General features: G+C 67.6%; 28 protein-coding genes. 12 read left to right on the top strand and 16 right to left on the bottom strand.

Annotation, left to right across the window (positions count from 1 at the left end; genetic code table 11):
- Positions 1-103: 103 nt before the first annotated feature.
- The gene (locus tag QZL87_RS13575; protein ID WP_295320294.1) at positions 104-409 is read right to left on the bottom strand and encodes a hypothetical protein; all 306 of its coding nucleotides are present in this window, start codon (positions 407-409) and stop codon (positions 104-106) included.
- 180 nt (positions 410-589) lie between these two features.
- On the opposite strand from QZL87_RS13575, the gene QZL87_RS13570 reads away from it, so the two are divergent.
- The gene (locus QZL87_RS13570; RefSeq protein WP_295320291.1) at positions 590-1,876 is read left to right on the top strand and encodes a methyl-accepting chemotaxis protein; all 1,287 of its coding nucleotides are present in this window, start codon (positions 590-592) and stop codon (positions 1,874-1,876) included.
- Between the two features lie 100 nt (positions 1,877-1,976).
- Complete coding sequence (gene aqpZ, locus QZL87_RS13565; protein ID WP_295320288.1) at positions 1,977-2,702, top strand: aquaporin Z; 726 nt, start codon at positions 1,977-1,979, stop codon at positions 2,700-2,702.
- Positions 2,703-2,738: 36 nt separating this feature from the next.
- Here aqpZ and galU read toward each other — a convergent pair whose 3' ends face one another.
- The 6 genes from galU to QZL87_RS13535 all read right to left on the bottom strand — a co-directional run bounded on the left by galU (position 2,739) and on the right by QZL87_RS13535 (position 7,667).
- Positions 2,739-3,602 carry a UTP--glucose-1-phosphate uridylyltransferase GalU gene (galU, locus tag QZL87_RS13560; protein ID WP_295320285.1) on the bottom strand — a complete coding sequence of 288 codons (864 nt, stop codon included), beginning with the start codon at positions 3,600-3,602 and terminating at the stop codon, positions 2,739-2,741.
- 63 nt (positions 3,603-3,665) lie between these two features.
- Complete coding sequence (locus QZL87_RS13555) at positions 3,666-4,166, bottom strand: OmpA family protein (protein ID WP_295320283.1); 501 nt, start codon at positions 4,164-4,166, stop codon at positions 3,666-3,668.
- A 16-nt stretch (positions 4,167-4,182) separates the two neighbouring features.
- Positions 4,183-5,412: a diguanylate cyclase gene (locus QZL87_RS13550; protein ID WP_295320281.1), complete on the bottom strand. Its 1,230-nt coding sequence runs from the start codon at positions 5,410-5,412 to the stop codon at positions 4,183-4,185.
- The gene (locus QZL87_RS13545) at positions 5,409-5,978 is read right to left on the bottom strand and encodes a YfiR family protein (protein ID WP_295320278.1); all 570 of its coding nucleotides are present in this window, start codon (positions 5,976-5,978) and stop codon (positions 5,409-5,411) included. The genes QZL87_RS13550 and QZL87_RS13545 overlap by 4 nt, the downstream gene beginning before the upstream one ends.
- Before the next feature lie 106 nt (positions 5,979-6,084).
- Positions 6,085-6,621 (bottom strand): peptide-methionine (S)-S-oxide reductase MsrA, encoded by a 537-nt coding sequence (gene msrA, locus QZL87_RS13540; protein WP_295320275.1) that lies wholly within the window; start codon positions 6,619-6,621, stop codon positions 6,085-6,087.
- 56 nt (positions 6,622-6,677) lie between these two features.
- Complete coding sequence (locus QZL87_RS13535) at positions 6,678-7,667, bottom strand: M48 family metallopeptidase (RefSeq protein WP_295320273.1); 990 nt, start codon at positions 7,665-7,667, stop codon at positions 6,678-6,680.
- Positions 7,668-7,771: 104 nt separating this feature from the next.
- Here QZL87_RS13535 and QZL87_RS13530 point away from each other — a divergent pair, with 104 nt between their 5' ends.
- From QZL87_RS13530 to rpsI, 4 genes are all read left to right on the top strand, one after another.
- Complete coding sequence (locus QZL87_RS13530) at positions 7,772-8,821, top strand: COX15/CtaA family protein (RefSeq protein WP_295320271.1); 1,050 nt, start codon at positions 7,772-7,774, stop codon at positions 8,819-8,821.
- A 35-nt stretch (positions 8,822-8,856) separates the two neighbouring features.
- A complete protein-coding gene (locus tag QZL87_RS13525) occupies positions 8,857-9,624 on the top strand; it encodes a hypothetical protein (protein ID WP_295320269.1) in 768 nt (255 codons plus the stop codon).
- A gap of 166 nt (positions 9,625-9,790) precedes the next feature.
- Positions 9,791-10,270 carry a 50S ribosomal protein L13 gene (rplM, locus tag QZL87_RS13520; protein WP_295320267.1) on the top strand — a complete coding sequence of 160 codons (480 nt, stop codon included), beginning with the start codon at positions 9,791-9,793 and terminating at the stop codon, positions 10,268-10,270.
- Positions 10,270-10,767 (top strand): 30S ribosomal protein S9, encoded by a 498-nt coding sequence (rpsI, locus tag QZL87_RS13515; RefSeq protein ID WP_295320265.1) that lies wholly within the window; start codon positions 10,270-10,272, stop codon positions 10,765-10,767. Before rplM ends, rpsI begins: the two co-directional genes overlap by 1 nt.
- A gap of 213 nt (positions 10,768-10,980) precedes the next feature.
- Here rpsI and QZL87_RS13510 read toward each other — a convergent pair whose 3' ends face one another.
- Genes QZL87_RS13510 through QZL87_RS13495 form a run of 4 tightly spaced genes read right to left on the bottom strand, consistent with a single transcriptional unit; the run spans position 10,981 to position 14,836 of the window.
- Entirely contained in the window at positions 10,981-12,024 is a 1,044-nt protein-coding gene (locus QZL87_RS13510) for an aminoglycoside phosphotransferase family protein (protein ID WP_295320263.1), read from the bottom strand.
- Positions 12,021-13,115: a hypothetical protein gene (locus QZL87_RS13505; RefSeq protein ID WP_362987456.1), complete on the bottom strand. Its 1,095-nt coding sequence runs from the start codon at positions 13,113-13,115 to the stop codon at positions 12,021-12,023. The genes QZL87_RS13510 and QZL87_RS13505 overlap by 4 nt, the downstream gene beginning before the upstream one ends.
- A 45-nt stretch (positions 13,116-13,160) precedes the next feature.
- Positions 13,161-14,009, bottom strand: a complete 849-nt coding sequence (locus QZL87_RS13500; protein ID WP_295320261.1) for a metallophosphoesterase — start codon at positions 14,007-14,009, stop codon at positions 13,161-13,163.
- A complete protein-coding gene (locus QZL87_RS13495) occupies positions 14,006-14,836 on the bottom strand; it encodes a diacylglycerol kinase family protein (RefSeq protein ID WP_295320259.1) in 831 nt (276 codons plus the stop codon). The genes QZL87_RS13500 and QZL87_RS13495 overlap by 4 nt, the downstream gene beginning before the upstream one ends.
- A 226-nt stretch (positions 14,837-15,062) precedes the next feature.
- On the opposite strand from QZL87_RS13495, the gene QZL87_RS13490 reads away from it, so the two are divergent.
- Genes QZL87_RS13490 through QZL87_RS13480 form a run of 3 tightly spaced genes read left to right on the top strand, consistent with a single transcriptional unit; the run spans position 15,063 to position 17,541 of the window.
- On the top strand, positions 15,063-15,989 hold the full coding sequence (locus tag QZL87_RS13490) for an alpha/beta hydrolase (protein ID WP_295320257.1): 927 nt from the start codon (positions 15,063-15,065) through the stop codon (positions 15,987-15,989).
- On the top strand, positions 15,986-16,780 hold the full coding sequence (locus QZL87_RS13485) for a nucleotidyltransferase family protein (protein ID WP_295320254.1): 795 nt from the start codon (positions 15,986-15,988) through the stop codon (positions 16,778-16,780). Before QZL87_RS13490 ends, QZL87_RS13485 begins: the two co-directional genes overlap by 4 nt.
- The gene (locus QZL87_RS13480; RefSeq protein ID WP_295320252.1) at positions 16,777-17,541 is read left to right on the top strand and encodes a phosphocholine cytidylyltransferase family protein; all 765 of its coding nucleotides are present in this window, start codon (positions 16,777-16,779) and stop codon (positions 17,539-17,541) included. The genes QZL87_RS13485 and QZL87_RS13480 overlap by 4 nt, the downstream gene beginning before the upstream one ends.
- Here QZL87_RS13480 and QZL87_RS13475 read toward each other — a convergent pair.
- From QZL87_RS13475 to QZL87_RS13455, 5 genes are read right to left on the bottom strand one after another with little or no spacing between them, the layout of a single operon-like run.
- Positions 17,529-17,957, bottom strand: a complete 429-nt coding sequence (locus QZL87_RS13475; RefSeq protein ID WP_295320250.1) for an HIT domain-containing protein — start codon at positions 17,955-17,957, stop codon at positions 17,529-17,531. The genes QZL87_RS13480 and QZL87_RS13475 overlap by 13 nt on opposite strands.
- Positions 17,954-19,057, bottom strand: coding sequence for a CDP-alcohol phosphatidyltransferase family protein (locus tag QZL87_RS13470; RefSeq protein ID WP_295320248.1), 1,104 nt, complete (start codon positions 19,055-19,057; stop codon positions 17,954-17,956). The genes QZL87_RS13475 and QZL87_RS13470 overlap by 4 nt, the downstream gene beginning before the upstream one ends.
- A complete protein-coding gene (locus QZL87_RS13465; RefSeq protein ID WP_295320234.1) occupies positions 19,054-20,193 on the bottom strand; it encodes a hypothetical protein in 1,140 nt (379 codons plus the stop codon). The genes QZL87_RS13470 and QZL87_RS13465 overlap by 4 nt, the downstream gene beginning before the upstream one ends.
- Entirely contained in the window at positions 20,193-20,903 is a 711-nt protein-coding gene (locus QZL87_RS13460; protein WP_295320231.1) for an HAD-IB family phosphatase, read from the bottom strand. Before QZL87_RS13460 ends, QZL87_RS13465 begins: the two co-directional genes overlap by 1 nt.
- Entirely contained in the window at positions 20,900-22,444 is a 1,545-nt protein-coding gene (locus QZL87_RS13455; protein WP_295320229.1) for an oligosaccharide flippase family protein, read from the bottom strand. The genes QZL87_RS13460 and QZL87_RS13455 overlap by 4 nt, the downstream gene beginning before the upstream one ends.
- A gap of 225 nt (positions 22,445-22,669) precedes the next feature.
- Between QZL87_RS13455 and QZL87_RS13450 the strand changes: the two genes are divergently transcribed.
- Genes QZL87_RS13450 through zapE form a run of 3 tightly spaced genes read left to right on the top strand, consistent with a single transcriptional unit; the run spans position 22,670 to position 25,052 of the window.
- Positions 22,670-23,452: a succinate dehydrogenase iron-sulfur subunit gene (locus QZL87_RS13450; protein ID WP_295320227.1), complete on the top strand. Its 783-nt coding sequence runs from the start codon at positions 22,670-22,672 to the stop codon at positions 23,450-23,452.
- Positions 23,449-23,937: a PaaI family thioesterase gene (locus QZL87_RS13445; RefSeq protein WP_295320225.1), complete on the top strand. Its 489-nt coding sequence runs from the start codon at positions 23,449-23,451 to the stop codon at positions 23,935-23,937. The genes QZL87_RS13450 and QZL87_RS13445 overlap by 4 nt, the downstream gene beginning before the upstream one ends.
- A complete protein-coding gene (zapE, locus tag QZL87_RS13440) occupies positions 23,934-25,052 on the top strand; it encodes a cell division protein ZapE (RefSeq protein ID WP_295320222.1) in 1,119 nt (372 codons plus the stop codon). Before QZL87_RS13445 ends, zapE begins: the two co-directional genes overlap by 4 nt.

The following is a 25,052-nucleotide window of genomic DNA, read 5'->3' as shown; positions in this document are numbered from 1 at the left end:
TCGCCTGATGGCGAAAGCGGTACCGGTTCGCCCTCCACCCGGCCTTCCGTTTTCCGTCATCCCAGCCTTCGCCGGGATGACGATTCAAATAAGGATGATCGATCTAGCGCGGCGCCGCCATTTCGGCCTCGATCTCATGCTCGAGCACCTCGGCGCGCCGGCACTGCTCCTCATCGCCGTCGCGGCATTTCTCGACCGCCTTGTCGCGCTGGCGCGACAATTTGCCGACGCGCTCTTCGCTCTTGCGCAATTCGCGGCCGCGATTGCGGTCGGATTCGTCCTGGCTGGTCGTCGACCAGTCGGCGACCTGGCCGACGGCCTTCACCGGCGCGGTCACCACGGACTTCACCGCGCCGACACAGCCGGCGAGCAGGGGCGCGGCCAATGCCGCAACGATTACACCGCGCATTTCATTCTCCTGCCGACCGGGCGTCCCATCGCATAATCGCCTTCGTCTGAACAGAATATTGCGACGGGACGACGGCCGCTTCGGTTCATGTGTCATATCACTGAAATAAATGGTTAAATTACTATTTACCCTCTGGCTCTAGTCGGGGCGCGAACCGCGTCGCTACTTGAAGAGGATCGAATGAACGCCATCGGACATGCCTTTACGCCGGCGTCGGGCCATGCGTCCGCGATCGGCGCCGACGCGCATATGTCCGAGGTCATCGACCTGTTCCGCCGCAATCCGCAATTGCGCGCGCTCGCCGTGGTCGATGCGGGGGATCGCCCGATCGGCATCATTCGCGAACAGCGTGTGCGCGAACTGCTCTTCTGCCCCTTCTGGTTTTCACTGATGCAGAATCCGACGATCGGTGGGTCGATCGCCTCGCTGATCGAGCCTTGTGCGACCGCCGACGTCGCGCGATCGACGACCGACCTTCTGCGGGTCGCCGCGCGGTCGGCGGGGCAGCAGGAACTGATCCTGACGCGCGCGGGCCGGTTCGTCGAGACGCTCGATGGCGGCCAGCTTGCCAAGCTCGCGATGCTGCGCGAAGTCGAACTGGCGCAGGAACGCGCCACGCGCGCGACCCATATCGACGACGCCGGGCGGCGGTTTCAGCAGGACATTGCGGCGCTCGCCGCGACGCTCTCCGAAATGGCGAAGAAGGTCGAGGCGGTTGCCGGCGCGTTGTCCGAGCGCGCGCAGCAGACGGGCCGCGACGCGGTGACCGTCGCGGGAGCGACGGCGCAGACGCTCGCCGGGCTTCGGGACCTTGGCGATCGCGGCCATGCGCTGGCCGCGACGATGGTGAAGATCGTCGACGACGGGTCGCGCGCCCGCGCGGTCCGCGGCGAGGCGCACGGCAAGATCAGGCAGGCCAGCGAGCGGGCGGCGGCGCTGAAGACGGCCAGCCAGTCGATCGAGCAGATGCTCGCGCTGATCGTCGACATGGCGAGCCGCACCAACATGCTCGCGCTCAACGCCGGGATCGAGGCGGCGCGGGCGGGCGATGCCGGTCGCGGTTTCGCCGTGGTCGCATCCGAAGTGAAGACGCTTGCCGGCCAGACGCGCGTCGCGGCGGGCGACATCAGCCAATATATCGACCGGATCCGCGACATCGTCGGGCAGGTTGCGGCGGGATTCGACGAGGTCGAGAAGGCGATCGATGCGAACAACGGTTTTTCCGACGCGATCGATCGCGCGGTCGACGGGCAGAGTGCGACGACGCTGACGATCGCGAGCTATGTCGAGCAAGCGGTGTTCGCCGGGCGCGAGATCGACGCGCGCGTTCGCGAGATCGGCCATGGCGCGACCGCGGTGGGGGACGGCGCCCGGACGCTCGGCCGCTTGTCGGCGGGGCTCACCGAAGCGGCGCAGTCGCTGCACCAGCGCGCGCAGCACTTCGTCGAAGCGGTCGCCGCCGCCTGATTCCGCGCGCTTGAACAAGCGCTTGCCCGATTCCGCAACGCTGATAGGATACCGCCCGCGCCGGAGGCGTCTGAGGCCATCGGCGGGGAGGAGGGTCATCATGACGAATATCCAAAAGGGTTTGGCCGAGTTTATCGGCACGTTCTGGCTCGTTTTCGGCGGCTGCGGCAGTGCGGTCCTCGCCGCTGCCTTTCCCGAGGTCGGGATCGGATTGCTCGGCGTTGCGCTCGCTTTCGGCTTGACGGTCGTCACCATGGCCTATGCGATCGGCCATATTTCGGGCTGTCACCTCAATCCCGCGGTCACCGTCGGCTTGTGGGCCGGCGGGCGCTTCGACGCGCGCGACATTCCGCTCTATGTCGTTGCGCAAGTGCTCGGCGCGATCGTCGCGGCGTTCGTGCTCTTCTATATCGCGAGCGGCAGTCCCGCCTATGATCTCGCGACAAACGGCCTTGCCGCGAACGGCTTCGGCGAGGGATCGCCTGGCGGCTACGACATCTGGTCGGGGCTGCTGATCGAGATCGTGCTGACCGCTTTCTTCCTGTGGATCATCATGGGCTCGACCGACGGGCGCGCGCCCGCGGGCTTCGCCCCGCTGGCGATCGGCCTCGCGCTGACGCTGATCCACCTCATCTCGATCCCGGTGACCAATACCTCGGTCAACCCGGCGCGCAGCACCGGCCCCGCGCTCGTCGTCGGCGGGCTGGCGTTCAAGCAATTGTGGCTGTTCTGGGTCGCACCGATTGTTGGCGGCCTTGTCGGGGGGCTGCTCTATAAGCTGCTCGGCGCCGACAGCTTCCCGAAACCGAAAATCGAGGGCGAATAATCGTCTTTCCGGCGGGGGCAGCCGCCTCCGCCGGTCCTATTTCAGCAGATCGACCGCAAAGGCGCGGACCTCGTCCGCCATGTCGCGGCGTTCGAGCGCCACCGCCAGATTGGCCTGGATATAGCCGGCCTTCGATCCGCAATCGTAACGCGCGCCGTCGAAGGTGACGGCGTGGAAAGGCTGGTTGCCGATCATCGCCGCCATCGCATCGGTGAGCTGGATTTCGCCCCCCGCGCCCTTCTCCTGCCCTTCGAGCACGCGCATGACTTCGGGCTGGAGGATATAGCGGCCCGAGATGATCAGGTTCGACGGCGCGGCATCGGCCGCCGGTTTCTCGACGAGGCCGGTCACCTCGGTCAGCGCGCCGTCGCGCGCGCCGGGCGCGATCACGCCATAGGAGGACACCTGTTCGCGCGGCACTTCGAGCACCGAGATCAGGTTGCCGCCGACGCGGGCATAGGCATCGACCATCTGCTTCATGCAGCCGGGCGATCCGTGCATGAATTCGTCGGGCAGGAAGATCGCGAAGGGCTCGTCGCCGACGATGTCGCGCGCGCACCAGATCGCATGGCCCAAACCGAGCGGCTCCTGTTGCCGCACATAGGCGCAATTGCCGGGGCCAAGCCGCGTCGGTTCGAGCACCGACAAATCCTTGCCGCGTTCGGACATCGTCTTTTCGAGTTCGAAGGCGACGTCGAAATGGTCCTCGATCGCGCTTTTGCCGCGCCCGGTGACGAAGATCATCTGCTCGATCCCCGCTTCGCGCGCCTCGTCGACCGCATATTGGATCAGCGGCCGGTCGACGACGGGCAGCATTTCCTTCGGGATGGCCTTGGTCGCGGGCAGGAAGCGGGTGCCGAGGCCGGCGACGGGAAAGACGGCTTTGCGGATCGGTTTCATGGACGAAGGCCTAGCGGTGAACACCGCTCAAGGAAAGGGCAGGACGACGGTGCGCGCGCCGCGCTATTGCGGCGTGACGATCACGACCACGCGGCGGTTGTCCTGCCGTCCTTCGGGCGTCGCGTTGCTCGACAGGGGCAGGGTCTCGCCGCGGCCGACGACCTGATCGGCGGTGAACCGCATCCCGCCCGCCTGCATCGGTGTCGCGACCGCCTCGGCGCGCGCCTGCGACAGCCACAGATTATAGGCCGAAGCTCCGGTCGAATCGGTGTGTCCCTCGACCCGTGCGGTCGTGATCCCGACCGAGACGAGCTTGGCCGCGATGTCGGTGATCCGCTTTTGCTGATCGGCCGGGATGCTGCTCTGGTCGGAAGGAAAGAGAAGGCGCTCGGGCATGTTCAATTCCCAGCCGAGCCCGGTATCGACGAAACCCTCCGACCGGAGCGTCGCGATTTGCGCCGCGCTGAAACCGCTGGCGGGCGGCGCGCTCTGGCACGCCGCGAGGAGCAGCGCCAAAATGGCGACCGCGACGAAGCGAACGGGGTGGGGGAAGGCGTAAGTCACGGCGTCTCTCCGGGGGTCATCGGGAACGGTTGGTCAATTTGTCGGCATACATGGCGGCGTCGGCGGCGGTAAGCAGTGCGGTCGCGTTGCTGCCATCGTCCGGGAAGACCGCGACCCCGACGCTGACCGATGCGCGATAGGTCTGTCCGTCGGGCAAGGCGATCGGTTGCGACACACAGGCCCGGATCCGGTTGGCGAGTTCGTCGGCGACCGCGTCGGCGTCGAAGGGATCGATGATGACGACGAATTCGTCGCCGCCGATGCGCGCAGCGAAATCACCCTTGCGCAGCGTCTCCTTGATGCAGGCCGACAGCGCGACGAGCACCGCGTCGCCCGCGGCATGGCCGAAATTGTCGTTGGCCGCCTTGAAATTGTCGGCGTCGATGAACAGCAGCGCAAAGCGGCCGCCGCGTGCGGCGGCGTCGTCGATGCGCCGCGCCAGTTGTTCGTCGAAGGCGGCGCGGTTCGGCATCGCGGTTAGCGGGTCGTGCGACGCCCGGTGGGCGAGCATCGCGCGCTCGCTTTCCATATGACCCTGCCAGCCCTGCAATTCGTCGAGCAGGGCATTGATGTCGCCGCCCAGCCGGTCGAGTTCGGCGATGCCGAGCGGCTGGACCCGCTTGTCGAAACGGCGGTGCAGCCGCACGTCGTGCGCGACGGTCGCGATTTCGTTCAAAGGCTTGACGAGCTCATATTCGAACCGCCGCGCCAGGAAAATCGTGCCGAATGCAGTGACGAGCAGGCAGGCCAGCCCGGCGAGCAGGCCGAGCCGGACATAGTCGATCAGCGTCGAACTGTCGCCCCAGACCTCGATCGTCCCGATCGCCGATCCATTGCGCTCGACGGTCACCGCGAAAGGACGGGGGAAGAAGATACGGCTGAGCATCGGTGCCGGATCGACGGTGGGTGACGTCCATTCGGTCACCGGCTGGCCGACGTCGTTGAGCACGCGCAGCCGTGCGATCCCGGGGATGCGGGTCAGCGGTTCGAGCCCTTCGCGCGCGGCGACCGGGTCGTTGAATACCAGCGCCGGCTCGACGCCATAGGCGCCCAGTTGCGCCGCCAGCTCCATGTTGCGGTCGGCATAGCCGCGCAGCGCCGTCACCCCGGCGAGCAGGATCGTCAGGCCGGACAGCGCGACGGCGAACAGCGTGATGCCGAAGTGGAAGCGCGACAGCAGTTTCTGCAGCGTCGTGCGCGCACCGATGCGTTGGGCGGGGCGAGGGCGGTCCGACCCGCTCATCATGCGTCCCCCTCGCCGGAGCCGATGCGCAGCACGCGCGGATCGACCCGCAACGGCCCGCGGCCGATCGCATCGAGATTGACCGAGAAGCTGAGGCTCGCGGCGCGGCTGTTGAGGCAGAACATCGCGCCATAGATGCACGCCGCGTCATCGTCGGTGATCGTCAGGACCGGGCGGCCGCGCACCCAGGCGATCAATTGCCGCCGGTCGGCGACGGGCATCCGGCCGAGGAACAGGATGTCGCAGTCGGGGGTGACGCCGGCCGCGGTGGTCGCGCGGACGCTAATCGAACCCCGGCCCGGCGTGTCCGGGGCCATGCGGGGCGCGAGGCGAGGCGTTCCGACGACGCACATCTGCCGGCCCGCCGCGGGGCCCCCGTCGGGCCAGCGAGCATAGCTCACGATGCCGCCGATCATCCGGTTGACCGCCTGCGTCATCCCGCCGGCGCTATCCTCGACGAGCGACTGGCTTGCCGCCTGAACCGACATCTGCGGCGTCGTCACCAGCGCGCCGATCAATAACAGTGATGCCAGCACCCGGCTGCGCCCCCAGCTGTGTTTCAGGGCCATCCTGCCCCAGCGAAGGCGCGTCCGCTAGTCAAAACAATTGGAAAGTCAATGAAAAGTGACGTCATGCGGCCATATTGCAACAACCGCCGCTTATGTCGTGGCGCTTCTATGCCGTCCGCAAGCGGTCGCCGAATCCCTTGCGCAATTTGGCGAGTTTCGGCGGAATGACCGCCATGCAATAGGGGTTGCGCTGTCCTTCGCCGTCCCAATAGGCCTGATGATAATCCTCGGCCGGATACCATTCGGACGCGCTTTCGACCGTTGTGACGATCGGCGCGGGCCAGTCGGCCGCGGCGCGGGCGATCCCGGCGCGCGCGGCATCGGCCTGCGCGGCGTCGAGCGGGAAGATCGCGCTGCGATATTGGGTGCCAATGTCGTTGCCCTGGCGGTTGAGCTGCGTCGGATCGTGCGTCGCGAAGAAGACGTCGAGCAGGTCGGCATAGGAAATGACCGCGGGGTCGAAGCCGATGCGGATCGCTTCGGCGTGACCGGTATCGCCGCCGCACACCTGCTTGTAGGTCGGGTTTGCGACCGTGCCGCCGATATAGCCGCTTTCGACGCCATCGACGCCTTCGAGCGACTGGAACACGGCTTCGGTACACCAGAAGCAGCCTCCGGCGAAAATGGCGGTCTCACGGGTCATGATGGCGATCCTTGTCGGGGAGAAGGGAATATCTCCCAAATAGGATGCGCCGCATCCTATTCCAAGGGCGGCGGCGCGTCGATGAGCGGCGGGTGCAGCGGCCGGCCGAGCATCCGCGCCGCGGCGATGGCGGCGGCTTCGGCTTCGAGCGCGGCGACCCGGTCGCGCCAAGAGGGATGGGTGCTCGCCTGGAACAGCGGCCGGCCCTTCCGCTGGCCGAAGCGCGACCAGAAGCGCGCGGCTGCGGCGGGATCATAGCCCGCCCCGGCGAGCAGCCACACCGACAGGCGGTCGGCCTCGATCTCGGTCTGCTTGAACATGCGCGCGTTGCGGCCGAACTGCTTTGCCAGCCCGCGATCGACCCCCGCCGCGTCGAGCCGGGCGCGGTGGCGCAGGATATTGTGCGCCAGCTCGTGCGCGATCGCCGCCGCCAGTTCGGCGTCGTCGGGCGAAAAATCGACGAGGCCCTGGTTGACGAGCACCATGCGGCCATCGGCGACGGCGCCCGGTTTCTCGTTCGCCTCGACGCGAAAGTCGCTGACGCACCCGGGCTTGGGCATGATGTCGACCACGCGCCCCCCGCCGGTATGGAGCGCAAGCGCGGCGTCGGCGGGCAGCGCTGCGAGATAGGTTTCGATCGCGGTGATCCGCGCAAAGGGATGCTTGCCCGCGCCGTCGGGGACGGGTGCTTCGCCGATACCGGTCACCGGGGTGCCGACGCCGATCCCCGTCGATGCGGCCGGCGAGGCCGGCGCCAGCGCGGCGATGAAGGCGTGGGTCTGATCTTCAGCGCCATAGACCCCCAGCGCTTCGGCGCGCCGGTCCGCGTCGTAAAGGCGCGGGTCGCCCCAGATCCAGCCGAACTGCGGCTGGCGCACCGGGCACCAGGCGGCGTTTTCGGTCGTCAGGCGAAAGCCGATCGCCGCGACGCGCGCCTCCGCCGCCGCCAACGCGGAGTAGGGCGACGGTTCGGCGGGCGCCGCCATCGACGGCACGGCTATCGACAGCATCAGGACGGCAAGGATCGATCGGGCGCGGTGCGGCATCGGTCTTCCCCTATCAAGGCGTGCCTGTCGCGACCATGAATTTCCCCTCATGGTCGGCTTCCCGGCCTCTTGCCTATCGCCCTGCAAGCGTCGATAGGGCGGCGATGACGCAGATTTCCACCTCGTCCGCGCCCGCTGCGCGGCAACCCCGTCCCGCCGCACTGGCGCGCTGGCTCTGGGCCGTCGCGCTGCTCGTGATTATCGTGGTCGGCGTCGGCGGCATCACCCGCCTGACCGAATCCGGCCTGTCGATCACCGAGTGGCGGCCGGTCTCGGGCGTGATTCCGCCGCTGACCGAGGCCGGGTGGATCGAGGAATTTGAGAAATACAAGCGGATCCCCGAATATCGGGCGATCAACCTCGGCATGACGCTCGCGGGGTTCAAGGCGATCTTCTTCTGGGAATGGCTGCACCGCATCCTCGGCCGTCTGGTCGGCATGGCGCTCGTCGTCCCGCTGATCTGGTACGCCTGCCGCCGTGCCGTCCCCGCTGGCTATGGCTGGCGCCTGTTCGCGCTGGCGGCGCTCGTCGGGCTCCAGGGCACGATCGGCTGGTGGATGGTGGCTTCGGGCCTCGAATATCGCACCGACGTCAGCCATTTCCGCCTCGCGGCGCACCTGTTGACCGCGCTGTTTCTGCTTGCTGGACTCGTCTGGACGGCGCGCGATCTCGGCGCGCTGGCGCGCGACCCCGCAGCGCGTCCGGCGCGACTGACCGGCCCGGCGGTCGCCGTGATCGCGATCCTCGTAGTCCAGCTGCTGCTCGGCGCTTGGGTCGCGGGGCTCAACGCCGGCTATGTCGCCAGCACCTGGCCGCTGATGAACGATCATTTCGTGCCCGAGGGGATCGACTGGACGGGGGGCGCATGGCTCGCGCTGACCAACGATCCCTTCCTCATCCATTTCCTCCATCGCTGGTGGTCGTGGATTGCGGCGCTCGCTTTGCTGCTCCTCGCGCGGACGCTGTCGCGGCGCGGCGCGGCGCGCGAGGCGCGGCTGCTCGTCGCGGTCGTCGCGGCGCAGATGCTGCTCGGCATCTGGACCGTCGTGTCGGGGGTTTCGATGTGGATCGCCGTGCTGCATCAGGTCGTCGGCGCGATCCTCGTCGCGACCGCCGCGGCATCGCTCCACCGGCTCGGCCGCGGCGGCGCATGATGCCGGCGGGCGCTTTTGGTGCCTTGCTGCTGCTGATGGCTCCGCCGCCGGCGGCGCCCGCGTCGGGCGATGTTCCGACCGCCGCGACCGCGCAGGTCCGGTTCGCACCGCCCCTGGGCGTGCCGCTGCGCTATCGCGTGACGACGCGCCGGATCGGCCGCGACGGGACGCTGATCGATTTCGCGCTCGTCTATGCGCTGCAATGGCAGCGGGCGGGACGGGGCTATCGGCTCGATTCGGTGCTCGAACGGATCGATTCGGGCGCGGAGCCCGAGGTGACGCGCATGCTGACGATGATGCTGAGTCCGCTGGTCGGCGAAGACGTCGCCTATCTGGTTCCGCCTGACGGCAGCCGGATCGATCTCGTCGATCCCGACCGGTTGTGGGAGCGGGTGACAGCGCGGATGGAGAAGGCCGGCGCCGAAGCGGATCGGCCCGAAGCGAAGCAATTGGCGCAATTGATCGCCGCGCTGCCCGCCGCCGAGCGCGACCGGCTGGCGACCGCCGACATCCGCGCGCTGATCGCACCGGCGAACGATGCCATTCCCGTCGGCGCGGCGTCCGGGGATGGCGAGGTATCGATAGCCGACCACGGCGCCCGGCGGTCGATCGCCATGGTCGAGCGCGATTCGGCGCCGGTCGCCGGAAAGGTCCAGCCGCTCCAGATCGACAATCTGTGGACCGTCGACCGTGATACGGGGCTGGTCCTGCGCGAGCGCCGCCAGAGCTGGATCGTCGAGGCGGGCGGCGACGGCCGCAGGCTGGTCGAGGAGCGCGTGCGCGCGCTGGAACCGGCCTCTTGAAACCAAGGGTATCATAATACCCGTCAGCAAAGCCGCGCTGTGCTTGACTTTTTGCTTGTCCGGCGCCATTGGCCCGCTCCGAAGCGCCGCTTCGTCCCGACGGGACAGGCGGCGCCCCTGTTTCGGGGCGCTCATGCTCCGGTCCATATCTGTCAAGGAGCGTGCCATGAAGGCGCTGACCAAGACGACCCAGTCGGCGAACGCCGCGACGGTCGAAAAGAAATGGGTGCTGATCGACGCCGACGGTCTCGTCGTGGGCCGCGTCGCGACGATCATCGCCAACATCCTGCGCGGCAAGCACAAGCCGTCGTTCACCCCGCACGTCGATTGCGGTGACAATGTCATCGTCATCAACGCCGAAAAGGTGGCGTTCACCGGCAAGAAGCTGCAGGACAAGCGGTATTACAAACACACCGGCTATGCCGGCGGCATCAAGGAAACCAGCCCCGCGAAGGTGCTGGAAGGCCGTTTCCCCGAGCGCGTGCTCGAAAAGGCCGTCGAACGCATGATCCCGCGCGGTCCGCTCGGCCGCCAGCAGATGCGCAACCTGCGCATCTTCGCCGGCGCCGAACATCCGCATGAAGGGCAGAACCCCGAAGTGATCGACGTCGCGTCGATGAACCGCAAGAACAAGGTGGGTGCATAATGGCTGACGAACAGACCATGACCGATCTCAAGGATCTCGGCGGCGCCGTCGAAGGCACCGTCGCTCCCGCGGCCCCGGCCGCTCCGCTCCGCGAAAAGATCGTCGACAAGCAGGGCCGCGCCTATGCGACCGGCCGCCGCAAGGACGCCGTCGCCCGCGTGTGGGTCAAGCCCGGCACGGGCAAGATCACGATCAACGGCCGCGACCAGGAAGTCTATTTCGCGCGTCCGACGCTGCGTCTCGTCATCAACCAGCCCTTCGGCCTGACCGAGCGCGTCGGCCAATATGACGTCGTCGCGACTGTCAAGGGCGGCGGCCTGTCGGGCCAGGCGGGCGCCGTTCTGCACGGCATCGCGCAGGCGCTGACCCGCTTCGAACCGGCGCTGCGCAGCCCGGTCAAGGCGGCCGGCTTCCTGACCCGCGACAGCCGCGCGGTCGAGCGCAAGAAGTACGGCAAGGCCAAGGCCCGCCGCAGCTTCCAGTTCTCGAAGCGTTAAGTTTTTCCGCCGACGGGTGGAGAAGGAAGGGCGGTCCGGCAACGGGCCGCCCTTTTTCGTGTCTGTTTTGGGGTGGGGAGCTGTCATTCTCTACCTTCGTCATTCCCGCGAAAGCGGGAACCCAGTGTGGGATTAGCCTACGCGCGCTCTGGGTCCCCGCTTTCGCGGGAATGACGATGTAAGAGGCCGCAATCGGCCGCTAGCCGATATTGCCTACAGCAACTCCAGACTCCCCAGCATCAGCGCCTGCCGCGCGGGACGCTCGGCCATCACGGCGAACATCTCGTCGCCGCGCGTCGTGCGCTCGACGCTCATCGACGCGAAAACCGCCATGAAATAGCCGCTGAGCGCACCGATCCGATAGTCGGTCCACAAACCCTCTTCGTCGGGCGCGATGCCGAGCTGCTGGAGCGCGCCGATCCAGTGATCGAACGCCGGCCGGTCGGCCGCCGCGCACTCGACGGGATCGGCGATGCTGGTGCCCACGAGATAGGCCAGGTCGCTCGCGCCGCTGCCGCGTCCCAGCGTCTGCCAGTCGACGAGCCAGCAGTGGCCGCCGTCCGGGGCAAAGAGGATGTTGTCGATCCTGAGGTCGCCGTGAACGATCGTCCGCGCCGCGGGCGCGCGCGCCAGATAGGCATCGAGCCGCTCGACGATTCCCGCCCCGAGGTCGAGCACGTCCCGATCGAGCCGCGCCGCATAGCGTTCGCGAAAGCCGAGGTAGAGTTGCGGAAAGAGGTGGCGAATCAGATCGCCATTGTCGCGCGACAGCCAGGGCAAGGCCTCGAGCCGCGGATCGTTCCAGAGCAGCGCGTGCAGGCCGGCCGCGGCTTCGATGCAGGGGAGGAGCCCGGCGAGGTCCAGCCCCGCGAGCTGGTCGCCCTGCCGCGCCGGCGCGAGGTCGGACAGGATCAGCACGAAATTGACATCGTCGTCGGCGATTTCGGCATGATAGCAGCGCGGCGCGGCGACGCCGCTGTCCGCCGCGAGTTCGCGATACCAGCTGACCTCCTTGACATAGGTGCCGGTCAGCTTGGCAATGTTGCGGCTCGCCTCGTCATGGCTCGGGCATTTGGCGATGACGCTGGCGGGCGCCGCGGCGCCGTCTTCCCAATCGAGCGCGAGGCGGTAGCTGTCGCACATCTGACCGGTGCCGACCTTGGCGACGGTGAAGCCGCGCAGTGCTTGGGGGTCTTGTCCCAATTTTTCCGCGAGCCACTCGGGCGACATGGCGTCGGGCGAGGTCGGAAAGCTCAAGGCGCGGGGTCCATCAGGCCGGTGAGGCCGGTCGGATCATGCGGGCCGACGAACAATTGTTCGAGCATGCCCGTGCCGCGATGGACGCTGCCGCCGTCGATCAGTTCGGCGGTCACGAGCGCCTGAATGTGCATCGCCAGCGGATTGCCCCAGCCGCGGTCTGCCTCGGACAGGCTGTCATGCGCGACCGCGAGTTCGGGCCCGTGGTCGAGACCATGGGCCCATGCCGGGTGGGTATAGCCGAGCCCGCTCATCGCGAAGACCGGCCCCGCGGGCGTCAGCGTCAATGTCCGGCCGCCGCCGAGGTCGGCGGTCATCTTCGCAATCCGCCGCGATCGCGCCTGCCATTCGATGTCAAAGGTCGCGGCGTCGAAATGCCGCTCGGCCCCGCCGTCGCCGACGACCACGGCACGGCGGTTCCACGGCTGGCCCGCGCCGTCGTCGTTGCTGTGGAAGAAGAGCGAGCGCTCCGCGAAATTGCACGGCGTCCACAGCCAGAAGAATTGGCTGAAATTGCCCTCGGGCGGCGGCTGCGGTTCGCTGGCGCCGACGGGGCGAATGCCCCAACTGCGGTCGCGGGTGCCGCTCCAGCCGTCCGCCACCTCGATCCGCCTGCCGCCGGCCGACAGCCAGCCCGACCAACGGCCGTTCTGCGTCATGCGGGTATAATCCATGAACAGGCGCGTGCCGTTGCGGCGGATGAAGCGCGGTTCCTCGATCGGGAAATGGCGGCCGGTGAAACGAAGCTCGCCCGCGAGCGGTCCGTCATTAGGTGCGATGCGCAATGTGACGATTTCGAGCGGAAGGTCGATGTCGAACGCGATCGGCCCCACCGACAGGTTCAGCCGCTCGCCGCCCGATCGCCGGCTGGCGCGGAGGTTATGCTGCACGCCGTCGGCGATGACGCAGAAACTTGCGTCCACGATGCCGAGCTGCGGATAAAAGCCCATCGCGGCGGCGAAGAAGACCGACCCGTCGGGGCTGTAGCCGTTGAAGAAATAGCGGTCGTAGAAGTTGCGGTCGGTCCCGGCGAACGCAACCGGCTCGCTGGTCTGATGCAACGGATAATCGTCGCCTTTTGTGAGCATCATCCTCATCCCGTTTTTTGTTGCAACCTAACGGGATGCGGCGTGGCGTCAATGCACCGGCGGATCGACCCGCGGCACCGCCGCAACGGGCGCCACCGGTTCGCCGGCTTCGCGGGGCGGCAGCGCGTCGGGCGGCACATCGTCGATCTGCATGTCGGGGGTCGGGACATGATCGAGATTGCGCACGCGGACGTCGATCGCCGCGCCTTCGAGGGTCAGGTCGTTGAAGCCCGGCGGGGTCGAGCGGATCCGCCGCGATAGCGTGCCGGCCCCGATCATGCGGATCGGTCCGGCGGCGGTCGCCTTCACGAGGTCGAAGGCATCGTGGACATGGCCGGTCAGCACCGCCGCCACGCCGCGCTTCGCCAGCGCCGCGAGCGCGCGCTCGCCGCCGCGGGTCAAGGCGCGCCCTTTGGTCCCGGCTTCGACCAGCGGGTGATGCGCGGTAACCAGCACCGTCGTACCGCCCGGCAGCGCATCGATTGCGGCGAGCGTCTTTTCCAGCGCCTCCCGCGTCACCCATCCCTTCGACCAGTCGAGCCGCCATTGCGCGCGCGCGGTCGTCTTGAGCGGGACGATCGCGACGCCCGGCAGGTCGAGTTCGCGCTCGACCAGCCGCCTGATCCCGCGAATGCGGCGATAGGGGAAGAAGAAGCGTTCGACGGGGTTGAAATAGGGGAGGTCGTGATTGCCGACCTCGACGGTCACGGGCACGTCGAGCGCGCCGATCCAGTCGCACGCCGCCGCGAATTCGCGGGTCCGCGCGCGCATCGTGAGGTCGCCCGTGATCAGCACCGCATCGGGACCCTCGCGCCGCACGCAATCGGCGAACCAGGCGAGCGCGGCGCGATCCTCGAGCCCGAAATGCAGGTCGCTGATATGAAAGAGCCGGGTCATGCCGTCGCGACGAAGTCCACCGCGCTCGCGGCGAGTCCGAAGCGCGCGGGCGAGGGCGTTTCGCCAAGCTCGCCGTCATATTCGAGGCTGATCGGAGCGGCGCTTTCGAGGATGATCGTCTCGCCGCTGACGACCTCCTCGCTCGGCCCGTCGCGAAAATCGCCGCCGAGCCAGGCGAGGCCATGGCGCAGCACGTCGGCAGTGCCCTCGGTCAATATGCCGTCGGCGCGGATGCCGTGCGCCGTCGGGGTGAGGATGATCGCCGGATAGGCCCGGCCATGCCCGGCCACCGCGACGCCGGGGGCGTTCATCATTTCGTCGAGCGCATCGGGCGCCGACCGGCTCGCTTCGATCAGCCCGTCCTGCCGCATCGTCTCGCGCACTTCGGCCCATCGCGTCGCGGGGCCGGCGACGATCGTGATAAAGGCGTCGCCGCTGTCGGACCGGATCATCGGCACCGGCTGGCGCCGGCCCTTGCCTCGCAGCGCGTCCGACAGGATGTCGGGCGCCGGCCGGTCGCCGTGCAGTTCCTTTGACAGAAGATTGAGCGTGCCGCCGGGCAGCGGCAGGATGGCGCCGTCCCAGCCGGCCGCCTTGCTCGCTGCCGCATTGATCGTTCCGTCACCCGTCCAGACGAGCAGCAGGTCGATGCCTCGCCGCGCGAGTTCGGCGGCGCCCGGGATCTCATCGTCGGGCAGCGCGAAGGTCGCGGCGAGCGGCGCGCCATGCTCGCGGCAGCTTTCCACGATCTGTTCGAGGACGGCCTCGTCGTGACTGCCGCTCTGATCGTTGCAGACAAGCGCGGGGCGGGAGAAGGGACTGGTCATCGTCCTTTTCTACGCGTGAGCGGCGAAAAGGTGTCCCTTGAATTTCGTCATCCCGGCGAAGGCCGGGATCCCTCCGGCGCGTTGAACCGCAAGGTCGAGATCCCGGCTTTCGCCGGGATGACGGATGGACGGATAAACGCTTGCATATGCTCTTCCACCGCTTGTTCGCCGCCCGGCCGCCCTGTAGGGCGCGAAACATGGCGCGCCGCTTTCCAAAGGACGACGGTTGATCAAGATCCTCTTCGTGTTGCTGTTGCTCGTGCTGCTGTTCGGCGGCGGGGCCAAGGCGATCGTCGCGGGCGGCGCGAAATCGCTCAACATGGCCGACCGGCTGCTGGGGCAGGGCGATGGCGCGCGATTGCTGCTCGCCGATCAGCCCTATGGCCGCGGACCGCGCCAGTCGCTCGACATCTGGGCGCCCGATAGCCTCAAGGAGGGCGACCGGCTGCCGGTCGTGGTCTTTTTCTATGGCGGCGGCTGGGACAGTGGCGAGCGCGGCAGTTACGGCTTCGCCGGGCGCGCGCTGGCGCGGCAGGGCTTTGTCGTGGTGGTCCCCGATTACCGCCTCGTGCCCAAGGCGCATTGGCCCGACTTTCTCGAAGACAGCGCGGCGGCGGTCGCCTGGACGCACGAACATATCGAAAAGCTGGGCGGCGATCCCGATCGGATCGCGCTGATGGGCCATTCGGCGGGCGCCTATAATGCGGTGATGCTCGCGCTCGACCCGCAATGGCTGCGCGCCGCGAAGAGCGATCCGTCGATCATCCGCGGCGTTGCGGGGCTTGCCGGTCCCTATGATTTCCTGCCGCTCGAAAAGGGCGGCCGTGCCGAAAAGGCGATGGGCAAGGTCCGGCCGATCGAGCGGACGCAGCCGATCCACTTCGCGCGCGGCGATGCGCCGCCGCTGTGGCTCGCGAGCGGTGACGAGGATGCGGTGGTGCGCCCGCGCAACAGCCAGAACCTCGCCGCCGCGATCGAACGCGCGGGCGGCTCGGCACGTTTGCGCATCTATCCCGGCATGGGGCACACCGGCATCGTGATGGCGCTCGCCGCGCCGTTTCGCGGCAAGGGGCCGGTGCTCGACGAGGTCACCGATTTCCTGCGCGGCGTGACCGCCCGCCGTCTCGCTCCGGCGGCGGAGACCGTGCGATGACGGCTCCGATCGCGGCGATCGTCCTGGCGGGCAGCCGCCCCGGCCCCGACCCGCTGCTGGCGGGCAGCGGCGTTTCGACCAAGGCGCTGCTGCCGGTCGCGGGGCAGCCGATGCTCGTCCATGTCGTGCGGGCGCTGCGCACTTCGCCCGAAGTCGGGCCGATCACGATCCTTGCGCAGAACAGCGCCGAACTGGCTGCAGAACCCGGGCTTGCGGGCCTCGCCGACCTGCATTTTGCGGACTCGGGGCAGGGGATCAGCAGTTCGCTGGCGGCCGCGCTGCCGCCCGGCGACGCCCCGCTGCTCGTCACGACCGCCGACAATGTGCTGCTGACCCCCGCGATGATCGCCGAGTTTCTCGGCGGCGCGGCGGGCAGCGATGTCGCGGTGGCGATGGTCGAGCGCGACGTGCTGCTCGCGCGCTATCCGGAATCGAAACGTACCTGGCTGAAATTCCGCGGCGGCTGGTGGTCGGGCGCGAACATGTTCCGCCTGCGCGGGCGGCGGGTGCTGCCGTTACTCGATTTCTGGGGGCGCATCGAGCGCGACCGCAAGAAGGGGCTCAAGATCGTCGCCGCCTTCGGGCCGTGGCTGCTGATCGGCGCGCTGCTTCGCCTCTTCACGATCCATCAGGGTATCGCGCGCGCCGGGCTCCGTTTCGGGCTCAAGGCGAAGGTCGTGCCGATGTCCGAGCCCGAGGCGTGCATCGACGCCGACAAGCCCGCCGACATCGAATTGATCGAAGCGATATTTGCCGCGCGGCGGCAAGCCGCTATAGGCCAGCCCCTATGACCATCGACAAAGCCATCATCCTGTCGGCCGGGCAGGGCTCGCGCCTGCTGCCGCTGACCCGCGACATCCCCAAATGCCTGATCGAGTTCAACGGCCGCAGCCTGATCAGCTGGCAGGTCGCGGCGCTCGTCGCCAACGGCATCAAGGACATCGTCGTCGTCACCGGCTTTCGCACCGAACGCGTCGAGGATCATGCGCTCCAGCTCTATCGCGACACCGGCGCGCGCATCCGTACCCTGTTCAACCCGTTCTTTCAGGTCGCCGACAATCTCGGCACCTGCTGGATCGCGCGCGAGGAGATGGACCGCGATTTCATCATCCTCAACGGTGACACCATCGTCTCGGACGAGATCGTCGCGAAGCTCATCGAAGGCGCGAACGAGCCGATCAACGTCACTGTCGACGTCAAGGCCGACTATGACGACGACGACATGAAGGTGAACCGCGACGCCGAGGGGCGCCTGCATCACATCGGCAAGCGGCTGCTGCCGCCCGACACCAACGCCGAGTCGATCGGCATGCTGGCCTTCGTCGGCGACGGCCCGTCGATCTTCCGCAACCAGGTCGACCAGATGATGCGCACCCCCGATGGGGTCGAACGCTGGTATCTGCGCGCGATCGACATCATCGCCAAGGGCAACCGCGTCGGCACCGTGTCGATCGAAGGGCTCGAATGGCAGGAAGTCGACTTCCCGCAGGACGTTGAAGCCGCCGACGCGCTCACCGCGAAATGGGTCGAGGAAGGCCGTTACGCGAAATAGGGTTTGAGCCAGCCGGCGAGCGCGGCGACCTGCGCGTCGTCGAGCTTCACCGCCGCTCCGAGGTCGGGCTGCGCCGGCCAGCCGGCATCGGCGACCGTCAGCCCCGCGCCGCTGCGTTCGCCTTCGTAGCGCGGCAGGACGTGGAAATGGACGTGCGGGTCGACCATCATCAGCATCAGATAATTGATCTTCGCATAGCCGACGGCCTGCGCCAGCGCGGCCTCGATCGCCGCGGTCGCGGTCTTGAGCTCGGCATGCGCTTCGGCGGGCAGGTCGCCGAACGCCGTCGCGTCCGACTTCGCCGCGAGCACCAGCGCGCCGAGCGTCGGCTGCGCGGGGCGCAGCAGCACGACCCAATGCGCATATTCGGCGATCAGCGTCGCGGGGTGGCCGAATTTGGCGATGGTGTCGTTCATGCTTCCTCCATCCAGCTGGTGATCGGGCGGCCCGACCGCTTGACGGCATAGGCCTGCACCAGCCGCACCGCATGGACGATCAGCGAGATGACCGTCCACCAGGCGAGCGCGATCAGGCCGATGTCGGGACGCCCGGCGAGCGTCGCGAAAAAGAGGATTGCGATATTCGGGTTGCGCCGCGCGGTGATCAGGCGGAACCGGCTGTCGAACCTTTGCCAGACATGGATGTCCATGCCGAAGTCCTTGATGAACAGCCCCTCGACCACGCGTTGGAGGACATATCCCGCGACGACCGCGATCATCACCCAAAGGAAGGCCTGGCCGGGCAGGGCGAGGCCCCAGGCGCCGAGTCCGACGCCCCAGAAATACCACCAGAAGGGCGGGTGGATCAGGTCGACGCCATGATCGGCGACATTGCCCCATTTCGACGAGGTGATCGTGCAGCGCGCGAGCTTTCCGTCGACGGTGTCGAGCACCATGAAGACGAAGCCCGCGAGCATTCCGGTCCAATAATGGCCGTAAGCGAAAAGGTAGGTGGCATAGACGCAGAGCGCCGCGCCGATCGCGGTGACCATGTTCGGCGTCATGCCGATGCTCGCCGCGCCGCGCGTCAGCCATAGCGCGAGTTCGGGCCAGAGATATTTGGTGAGCAGGTCGGTGACGCCCTTATAGGCGCCGAAATAGCTCTTCCGCTCGATCGCGCGCCGCGTTTCGGGCGTCAGCCGCTCGATGAAGGGGCAGTCGAGCTTGCGCAGCTGGCGGTTGTAGATTTGCGGATTGTCCCGATAGTCGATGATCGTCAGCGCGCCGCGATGCTGTGCAACGTCCTCGGGGCCGAGACCGCCGATCAGATGCGCCATCACCAGATTCCCGCCGTCCATCACGACCGTCCCGGGCAGCGTCACGATATGGCGCAGCCACACCGGATCGAACACATAGTCGAGATTGACGTAAAGCCGCGCGTCCGATGCGCCGCCCTGCTCGGGCAACCCCTCGGCGCGCGCCAGCCGCCGGAGCCGCTCGGCATTGGTCATGCCCCAGATGGGGGTCGAATTTTCGCCGATCGGGGTCAGGGCGGGCAGGGGCTTGGCGTCGGTCATCCGCCGCTCTTATCCTGCCCGGCGTTCTTTGCAAGGAAGCCGAGGATCGCTTCGGCGCCGCGCCGCGCCGCGCCAGCCGGATCGCTACCGATCGATTCGGCCAGCCTTTCGCGCTGGGCATCGGCATAGAGAGGATGGCGACTGGGCGCTTGTTCGAGCGCGTGTGGCAGTTCGGCAAGATCGTCGATGACGTCGCCGAGCGTCCAGAAGAGGTAATCGGGATCGCCCGCCCAATCGACCCCGTGCGCGTTGAGAAACAGGCAAGGCCGCGGGGTGGCGAGAAACTCGTAAACCTGACTGCTCACATCGCCGAGGTAGATGTCGGCGCCGCTCGTATAGCTCATGTCGAACAGGCGGTCGGACGCGAGGTCGATCAGGATCTTGCCCGGCACTGCCAGCTTCGCCACCGCCGCGCGCTCGGCATCGCTCGCTTCGGCGAACAGGCGAACATGCGGCGCGACCACCAGGTTGTAGCGATCCTGGCCCGCGAACCAGGCGATGATGTCGCGGCCGAAGCGGTCCCACGAGGACAGTTCGCGCTTGAAATGCGGCGAATAAAGAACCGTGGTTCGGCCATTATCGAACAATGGCTCGCGCGCTGCCTGCAACCGCGGCATCAGGTCGAGCTTCACATAGCCGTTCACCGCATAATGACCCGGTCGGATCGTCCCGGCGTCGAGTAGGCGCTGTTCGCTCTTCGTTCCGGCCACGAGCACGAAATCGAAATGCCGGTCGCGCGGGTCGAGCATGATCGCCCGGTCGCCCGCGCCGTGCGGCGTGAAGATCAGCCGTGTCCTGCGCGGCAGGAAATGCCGGATCGCGGTGGTCGTGCGCTCGGGCACGACGATCGCATCGAACTGCCGCAGAAAAGGCAGGGCATCGAGCAGCATCGGAAGGCGCGGATTGCGAAAGAGGCCCTTGTCGCGGAGCCAGCGTGGCAATCCCTTCTGCCCGAGCAGGGTGATGCACGGGGAGAAGCCCGGGTAGGCAAGCGCGACCTGCTCGACCATCCGCAGATGGTCGGCGCTCGCCACGGCGACGTCGATGGCTTGCCCCGCGGCCGCCATCTCCGCCGCGATAGGCAACGCATGGAATACATGATGCGGCTCGCCGATGAAGAGGAACAGGATGCGCATCAATGGGGTTCGGCCACGGCGGCGTCCTCGAAATCGGCGGCGCGCCATCCGTGCTTCGCGGCCAGCCGGACATATTTGCCGCCGCGCCCGACCAGCCAGGCCTCGCTGGCGAGCGCAAAGGTCGGCGCGTCGCTGAGATGGTCCGAATAGGCGCGGATATGCGCCGTGCCGCCCGGCGCGTTCGCGGCAAGCCACTCGCCGACGCGCCGCGCCTTCTCCGCGCCGTAGCAATTGGGCCCGTCGAGCGGAGGGAGCCAGTTGCCCTCGGCGTCGCGGTGGTGGCGCGAGGCGACGATGGCGTCGAAGCCGAGCGCCTCGGCGATGGCGCCCGCGTAGAATTCAGGCGCCGCGGTCGCCATCAGCAGCCGATAGCCCTCGGCCCGGTCGCGCGCGATGCAGGCGGCGGCGCCCGGCGGCACGTCGCGCGGGACGCGCCAGGCGGCGAAGGCGACGGCGAGTCTTTCGGCCCGTTCGGGCGTGATGCTCTTGCCCAGCATCAGGCGGATCGCGGCGGGCTTGAACCGCTCGCGCCCATAGAGGCGCAGCGCATGGCCGATCATCAGCCCGGCAAGCGCGGGCAGCAGCAGCAAGCGCCAGCGCGCTTCGCGCCACGCCGCCCAGAGCAGGAACAGGGTGAAGGTCGGCGTGCGCAGCACCGTCCGGTCGAGATCGTAGACCGCGACGCGAAGGGAGGATGGCGTGCCGGTCATGCGGCTTCGGGCTCGAACAGCCGGAGCTTGCGGCCGGTCTTGCCCAGCGACATGCGATCGGCGAGCGGCAAGGCGAAACGCAGCGCAGCCCATATCGACGCGGCGGCGATCAGCACCAGCAGCGGCAGCGAAAGCGCGTCGGGCAAAAGGTCGGCGAGCATCGCCGCGGTGCCGGCAACAAGGGTGATGGCAATGCCGCGAAGGGCGACCGCCGGAAATTGCGGGTCGAAAGGATGCAGCTTCTCGGTGATCGCGAGCTGGATCATCGGGATCGCCGCCATCACGACAAGACCGACGGCCGTCGCGAGCGTCACCCCGGTCAGCGGACCGACATGCCCGACGATCAGCCAGCCCGAACCGATCGCGACCGCGACGCCGAAGAGGCTGGCGGTGAGTTGATGCCGGAAGGCGGCGACGACTTGCAGCACCGGCGCCGAAATGCCGAGCACCGCCTCGGCGGCGCGCGCGAACAGCAGGATGACGAGCGCCGCTTGCGCGGCCTGCGCGCCGTGCCCGAACAGCCCCAGCAGCGATGCGCTGCCCGCCGCGAGCACCGCGGCGAGCGGCAGCGCGATCGCCAGGATCAGCCGCGTGGCATAGGCATAGATGTCGGCGACCTGGCGCCGGTCCTCGCGTTCGGCGCTGGCGGCGAGCGGCGCCATCACATAGGTGAAGGCGATGCGGACGAGCTGGACGACGCTCGACAGCTTGCGCGCGATCGTGAACAGCCCCGCCGCCGCCGCGCCCGCGGCACCGGGCAGCAGCATATTGAGGATCAGCGCCGGCGCATCGCCGAACAGCCGGCCGATGATGTTGGATGGCAGGATCGAGATACCGGCCCAGAAGGTGTCGCGCTCCACCCCGCTGCCGCGCCCGCCGCGGAGCAGTTCGGTAAAGTCGAAATGGCGGCGGAGCAGGCGCACACTGAGCGCCGCTGTAGCCGCCAGCGAACAGAGATGCGCGATGAAAAGCCCCTTAAGGCCGAGCCCGCCCGCGAAGAACAGGCCGGCAAACACCAGCCGCATCACCTGTTCCCACACGATGCGCAGGCGGATTTCGGCGCCGAACACCATGCGCGCGCGCAGCGCCGATGTCGCGATCTCGACAAAGGCCCATAAAGGCAGCGCCCAGACGAAGATGCGGATGGCGGGCGTGACGAGGTCGCGGTCCTTCGCCGCGACGTTGAGCAGCGGGGCGAGTTCCCCGGCGAAGACCGCGACCAGCGCCGCGACGAGGATGCACGGGCCGACGCCGAAGACCATCGCCGTGCGCAGCGCCGCCGCCGCTTCGGCATCGCTCGCCGACTGCGGAACGGTGCGCTGCATCGCGCTCGTCATGCCGAGGTCGAAGATATTCTCGAGCAGGTTCACCGCCGCCCACAGCACGGCATAGAGGCCATAGCCGGCGAGGCCGAACATCAGGACATAGAGCGGCTGCGCGACGATTTCGACCACCGCGCCCAGCCGCGCCAGTACGGTCGTGCCGAGCCCGCGCGCGACGCTGCGGCTGGTAACGGCGGGCTGATCGGCGCTTTCGCTCATCGGATGTGGCCGTAGCAGCATTGAAGCAAAAAAAAAGCGGTGTGCTCCCGCGAAGGCGGGAGCCCATCTCCCGCCGGTTCGATACGGCGCCATCCGGAGATGGGTCCCCGCCTTCGCGGGGACGCACCGAAACCAAGGAAAGGCCGAACTCCCTTGATCCACCCCCTTGTCGACTCCGCCAATCGGGTCTAGGCAGCGCGCGATTGCATAGGGAACTTCAGCGATATGGCCCAATTCGTCCTGCCCAAGAACAGCCGCCCGCAAAAGACGGGCACGGTCCACAAGGCCGAGGGCGCGACCGCCGTCAGGAAATTCAAGGTCTATCGCTACGACCCCGACAAGGGGCAGAACCCGCATTTCGACACGTTCGAGATCGACACCGAAAAATGCGGCCCGATGGTGCTCGACGCGCTGATCAAGATGAAGAGCGAGCAGGATTCGACGCTGACCTTCCGCCGCTCGTGCCGTGAGGGCATCTGCGGCAGCTGTTCGATGAACATGAACGGCAAGAACGGCCTCGCCTGCACGACCGCGATCGAGGATCTGAAGGGCGACATCACGATCACCCCGCTGCCGTCGATGGACGTCATCAAGGACCTCGTCCCCGACTTCACCCATTTCTATGCGCAATATGCGTCGATCGAGCCCTGGCTCAAGACCAAGACGACGACGCCGAGCGGCAAGGAGCGGCTCCAGTCGCCCGAGGAACGCGAAAAGCTCGACGGGCTTTACGAGTGCATCCTCTGCGCCTGCTGCTCGACGAGCTGCCCGAGCTATTGGTGGAACAGCGACAAGTTCCTCGGTCCCGCGATCCTGCTTCAGGCTTATCGCTGGCTCGCCGACAGTCGCGACGAGATGACCGGCGAACGCCTCGACGAACTCGAAGATCCGTTCCGCCTCTATCGCTGTCACACGATCATGAACTGCGCCAATGCGTGCCCCAAGGGCCTGAGTCCAGCGCGCGCGATTGCCGAGATCAAGAAGCTCGAGGCCGAGCGGCAGGTGTGAACGACGGCATCGAGGAACCGAAGCGCCGCGACCATTTCAGCGCCGAGGAACTGGAGGACGGCTGGGTCAGCTGGAACCTCAAGGATCCCAGCCGCTTCAACGCTTTCATCGAGCCGCTGACGGTTCGCGTCGAGCCGCCGACGGCTGATGGCCGCCCTTGCGCGCGAGTGCGGATGATTCCGGAGCGCAAGCACAGCAATCTCGGCGACAATGTCCATGGCGCGGTCAGCCTCGCGCTCGTCGACATCGCGCTCTTTGCGGCGTCGCACCAGTTCGGATCGCTCAACGCCGGCCATTCGGTGACGCTCGATCTCTCGACCCAGTTCGTCGGCGCGGGCCGCGTCGGCGAGCCGCTCGACGCCGTGGTCGAGCTGGTGCGCGAGACCGGCCGGCTGATTTTCCTGCGCGGGCTGGTCGTGCAGGGCGAGGGCGACAGCCACATCGTGCTGAGCTTCGCCGGAACGATCCGCAAGGCGAGCAAATGACCACCGTCCTTGCGGCCTATGACGCGCTCGTCGCGGCGGGCGAGCTTCGCCCCGATCCCGAGCAGCGCGCCGCCGCCGAACGGCTGAACCAGCTGCAGGCCGAACTCGAAGCGGTGCCGAAGCGCGGCAGCCTGCTGTGGCGCCTCGCGGGGCGCAAGCCCGAGGCGCTGCACGGCGTCTATCTGTGGGGTGCGGTCGGGCGCGGCAAGTCGATGCTGATGGACCTCTTTTACGACCAGCTGAATATCCAGCGGAAGCGGCGGGTCCATTTCCACGCCTTCATGCTCGACGTCCATGCGCGGATGCGCGAGGTCAGAAAGAGCGAGAGCGGCGACCCGATCCCGCTCGTCGCCGAGGCGCTCGCCGAAAATACCCGCTGCCTCGCCTTCGACGAGATGGTCGTGAACAATAGCGCCGACGCGATGATCCTCTCGCGCCTGTTCACGGCGCTGATCGATCATGGCGTGACGATGGTCGCGACTTCGAACCGGCCGCCGAAGGATCTCTACAAGGACGGGCTCAACCGCGAGCATTTCCTGCCCTTCATCGCGCTCGTCGAGGAAAGGCTCGAGGTGATGAGCCTCAACGGCCCGACCGATTACCGCCGCGACCGGCTAGGCGATGGCGCGCGCTGGTTCGTGCCCGCCGACGATGCGGCGAGCGCGGCGCTGTCGGCCGCCTTCTTCCGCCTGACCGACTATCCGCCCGAGGACCGCGCGCATGTGCCGAGCCTCGACCTCGATGTCGGGGGCGGGCGGATCTTGCACGTACCCAAGGCGTTGAAGGGCGTTGCGGTGTTTTCGTTCAAGCGGCTGTGCGGCGAGGCGCGGGGGGCGGCCGACTATCTCGCCGTCGCGCGGCATTTTCACGCGGTGATCATCGTCGGCATCCCGCGCATGGGGCCCGAGAACCGCAACGAAGCGGCGCGCTTCGTCACGCTGATCGACGCGCTCTACGAATATAAGGTCAAGCTGCTCGCGAGTGCCGCCGCGACGCCCGATCAGCTTTATGTCGCGGGCGACGGGGCGTTCGAATTCGAGCGCACGGCGAGCCGCCTCGCCGAAATGCAGTCGGACGATTATCTGGCGCTGGGCCACGGGCCGGCCGAGGACTGA

Origin of the sequence: uncultured Sphingopyxis sp., assembly GCF_900078365.1 — a bacterium.
Taxonomy (GTDB): Bacteria; Pseudomonadota; Alphaproteobacteria; order Sphingomonadales; family Sphingomonadaceae; genus Sphingopyxis.
The sequence above is the reverse complement of the archived record's forward strand: the minus strand, read 5'-3'. Positions and strand labels throughout refer to the sequence as shown.

Coding starts and splice junctions, on each gene's coding strand:
- QZL87_RS13575 (WP_295320294.1), bottom strand. CDS start 409: ATGCGCGGTGTAATCGTTGCGGCATTGGCCGCGCCCCTGCTCGCCGGC.
- QZL87_RS13570 (WP_295320291.1), top strand. CDS start 590: ATGAACGCCATCGGACATGCCTTTACGCCGGCGTCGGGCCATGCGTCC.
- aqpZ (WP_295320288.1), top strand. CDS start 1,977: ATGACGAATATCCAAAAGGGTTTGGCCGAGTTTATCGGCACGTTCTGG.
- galU (WP_295320285.1), bottom strand. CDS start 3,602: ATGAAACCGATCCGCAAAGCCGTCTTTCCCGTCGCCGGCCTCGGCACC.
- QZL87_RS13550 (WP_295320281.1), bottom strand. CDS start 5,412: ATGATGAGCGGGTCGGACCGCCCTCGCCCCGCCCAACGCATCGGTGCG.
- QZL87_RS13545 (WP_295320278.1), bottom strand. CDS start 5,978: ATGGCCCTGAAACACAGCTGGGGGCGCAGCCGGGTGCTGGCATCACTG.
- msrA (WP_295320275.1), bottom strand. CDS start 6,621: ATGACCCGTGAGACCGCCATTTTCGCCGGAGGCTGCTTCTGGTGTACC.
- QZL87_RS13535 (WP_295320273.1), bottom strand. CDS start 7,667: ATGCCGCACCGCGCCCGATCGATCCTTGCCGTCCTGATGCTGTCGATA.
- QZL87_RS13530 (WP_295320271.1), top strand. CDS start 7,772: ATGACGCAGATTTCCACCTCGTCCGCGCCCGCTGCGCGGCAACCCCGT.
- QZL87_RS13525 (WP_295320269.1), top strand. CDS start 8,857: ATGGCTCCGCCGCCGGCGGCGCCCGCGTCGGGCGATGTTCCGACCGCC.
- rplM (WP_295320267.1), top strand. CDS start 9,791: ATGAAGGCGCTGACCAAGACGACCCAGTCGGCGAACGCCGCGACGGTC.
- rpsI (WP_295320265.1), top strand. CDS start 10,270: ATGGCTGACGAACAGACCATGACCGATCTCAAGGATCTCGGCGGCGCC.
- QZL87_RS13505 (WP_362987456.1), bottom strand. CDS start 13,115: ATGATGCTCACAAAAGGCGACGATTATCCGTTGCATCAGACCAGCGAG.
- QZL87_RS13500 (WP_295320261.1), bottom strand. CDS start 14,009: ATGACCCGGCTCTTTCATATCAGCGACCTGCATTTCGGGCTCGAGGAT.
- QZL87_RS13495 (WP_295320259.1), bottom strand. CDS start 14,836: ATGACCAGTCCCTTCTCCCGCCCCGCGCTTGTCTGCAACGATCAGAGC.
- QZL87_RS13485 (WP_295320254.1), top strand. CDS start 15,986: ATGACGGCTCCGATCGCGGCGATCGTCCTGGCGGGCAGCCGCCCCGGC.
- QZL87_RS13480 (WP_295320252.1), top strand. CDS start 16,777: ATGACCATCGACAAAGCCATCATCCTGTCGGCCGGGCAGGGCTCGCGC.
- QZL87_RS13475 (WP_295320250.1), bottom strand. CDS start 17,957: ATGAACGACACCATCGCCAAATTCGGCCACCCCGCGACGCTGATCGCC.
- QZL87_RS13470 (WP_295320248.1), bottom strand. CDS start 19,057: ATGACCGACGCCAAGCCCCTGCCCGCCCTGACCCCGATCGGCGAAAAT.
- QZL87_RS13465 (WP_295320234.1), bottom strand. CDS start 20,193: ATGCGCATCCTGTTCCTCTTCATCGGCGAGCCGCATCATGTATTCCAT.
- QZL87_RS13460 (WP_295320231.1), bottom strand. CDS start 20,903: ATGACCGGCACGCCATCCTCCCTTCGCGTCGCGGTCTACGATCTCGAC.
- QZL87_RS13455 (WP_295320229.1), bottom strand. CDS start 22,444: ATGAGCGAAAGCGCCGATCAGCCCGCCGTTACCAGCCGCAGCGTCGCG.
- QZL87_RS13450 (WP_295320227.1), top strand. CDS start 22,670: ATGGCCCAATTCGTCCTGCCCAAGAACAGCCGCCCGCAAAAGACGGGC.
- zapE (WP_295320222.1), top strand. CDS start 23,934: ATGACCACCGTCCTTGCGGCCTATGACGCGCTCGTCGCGGCGGGCGAG.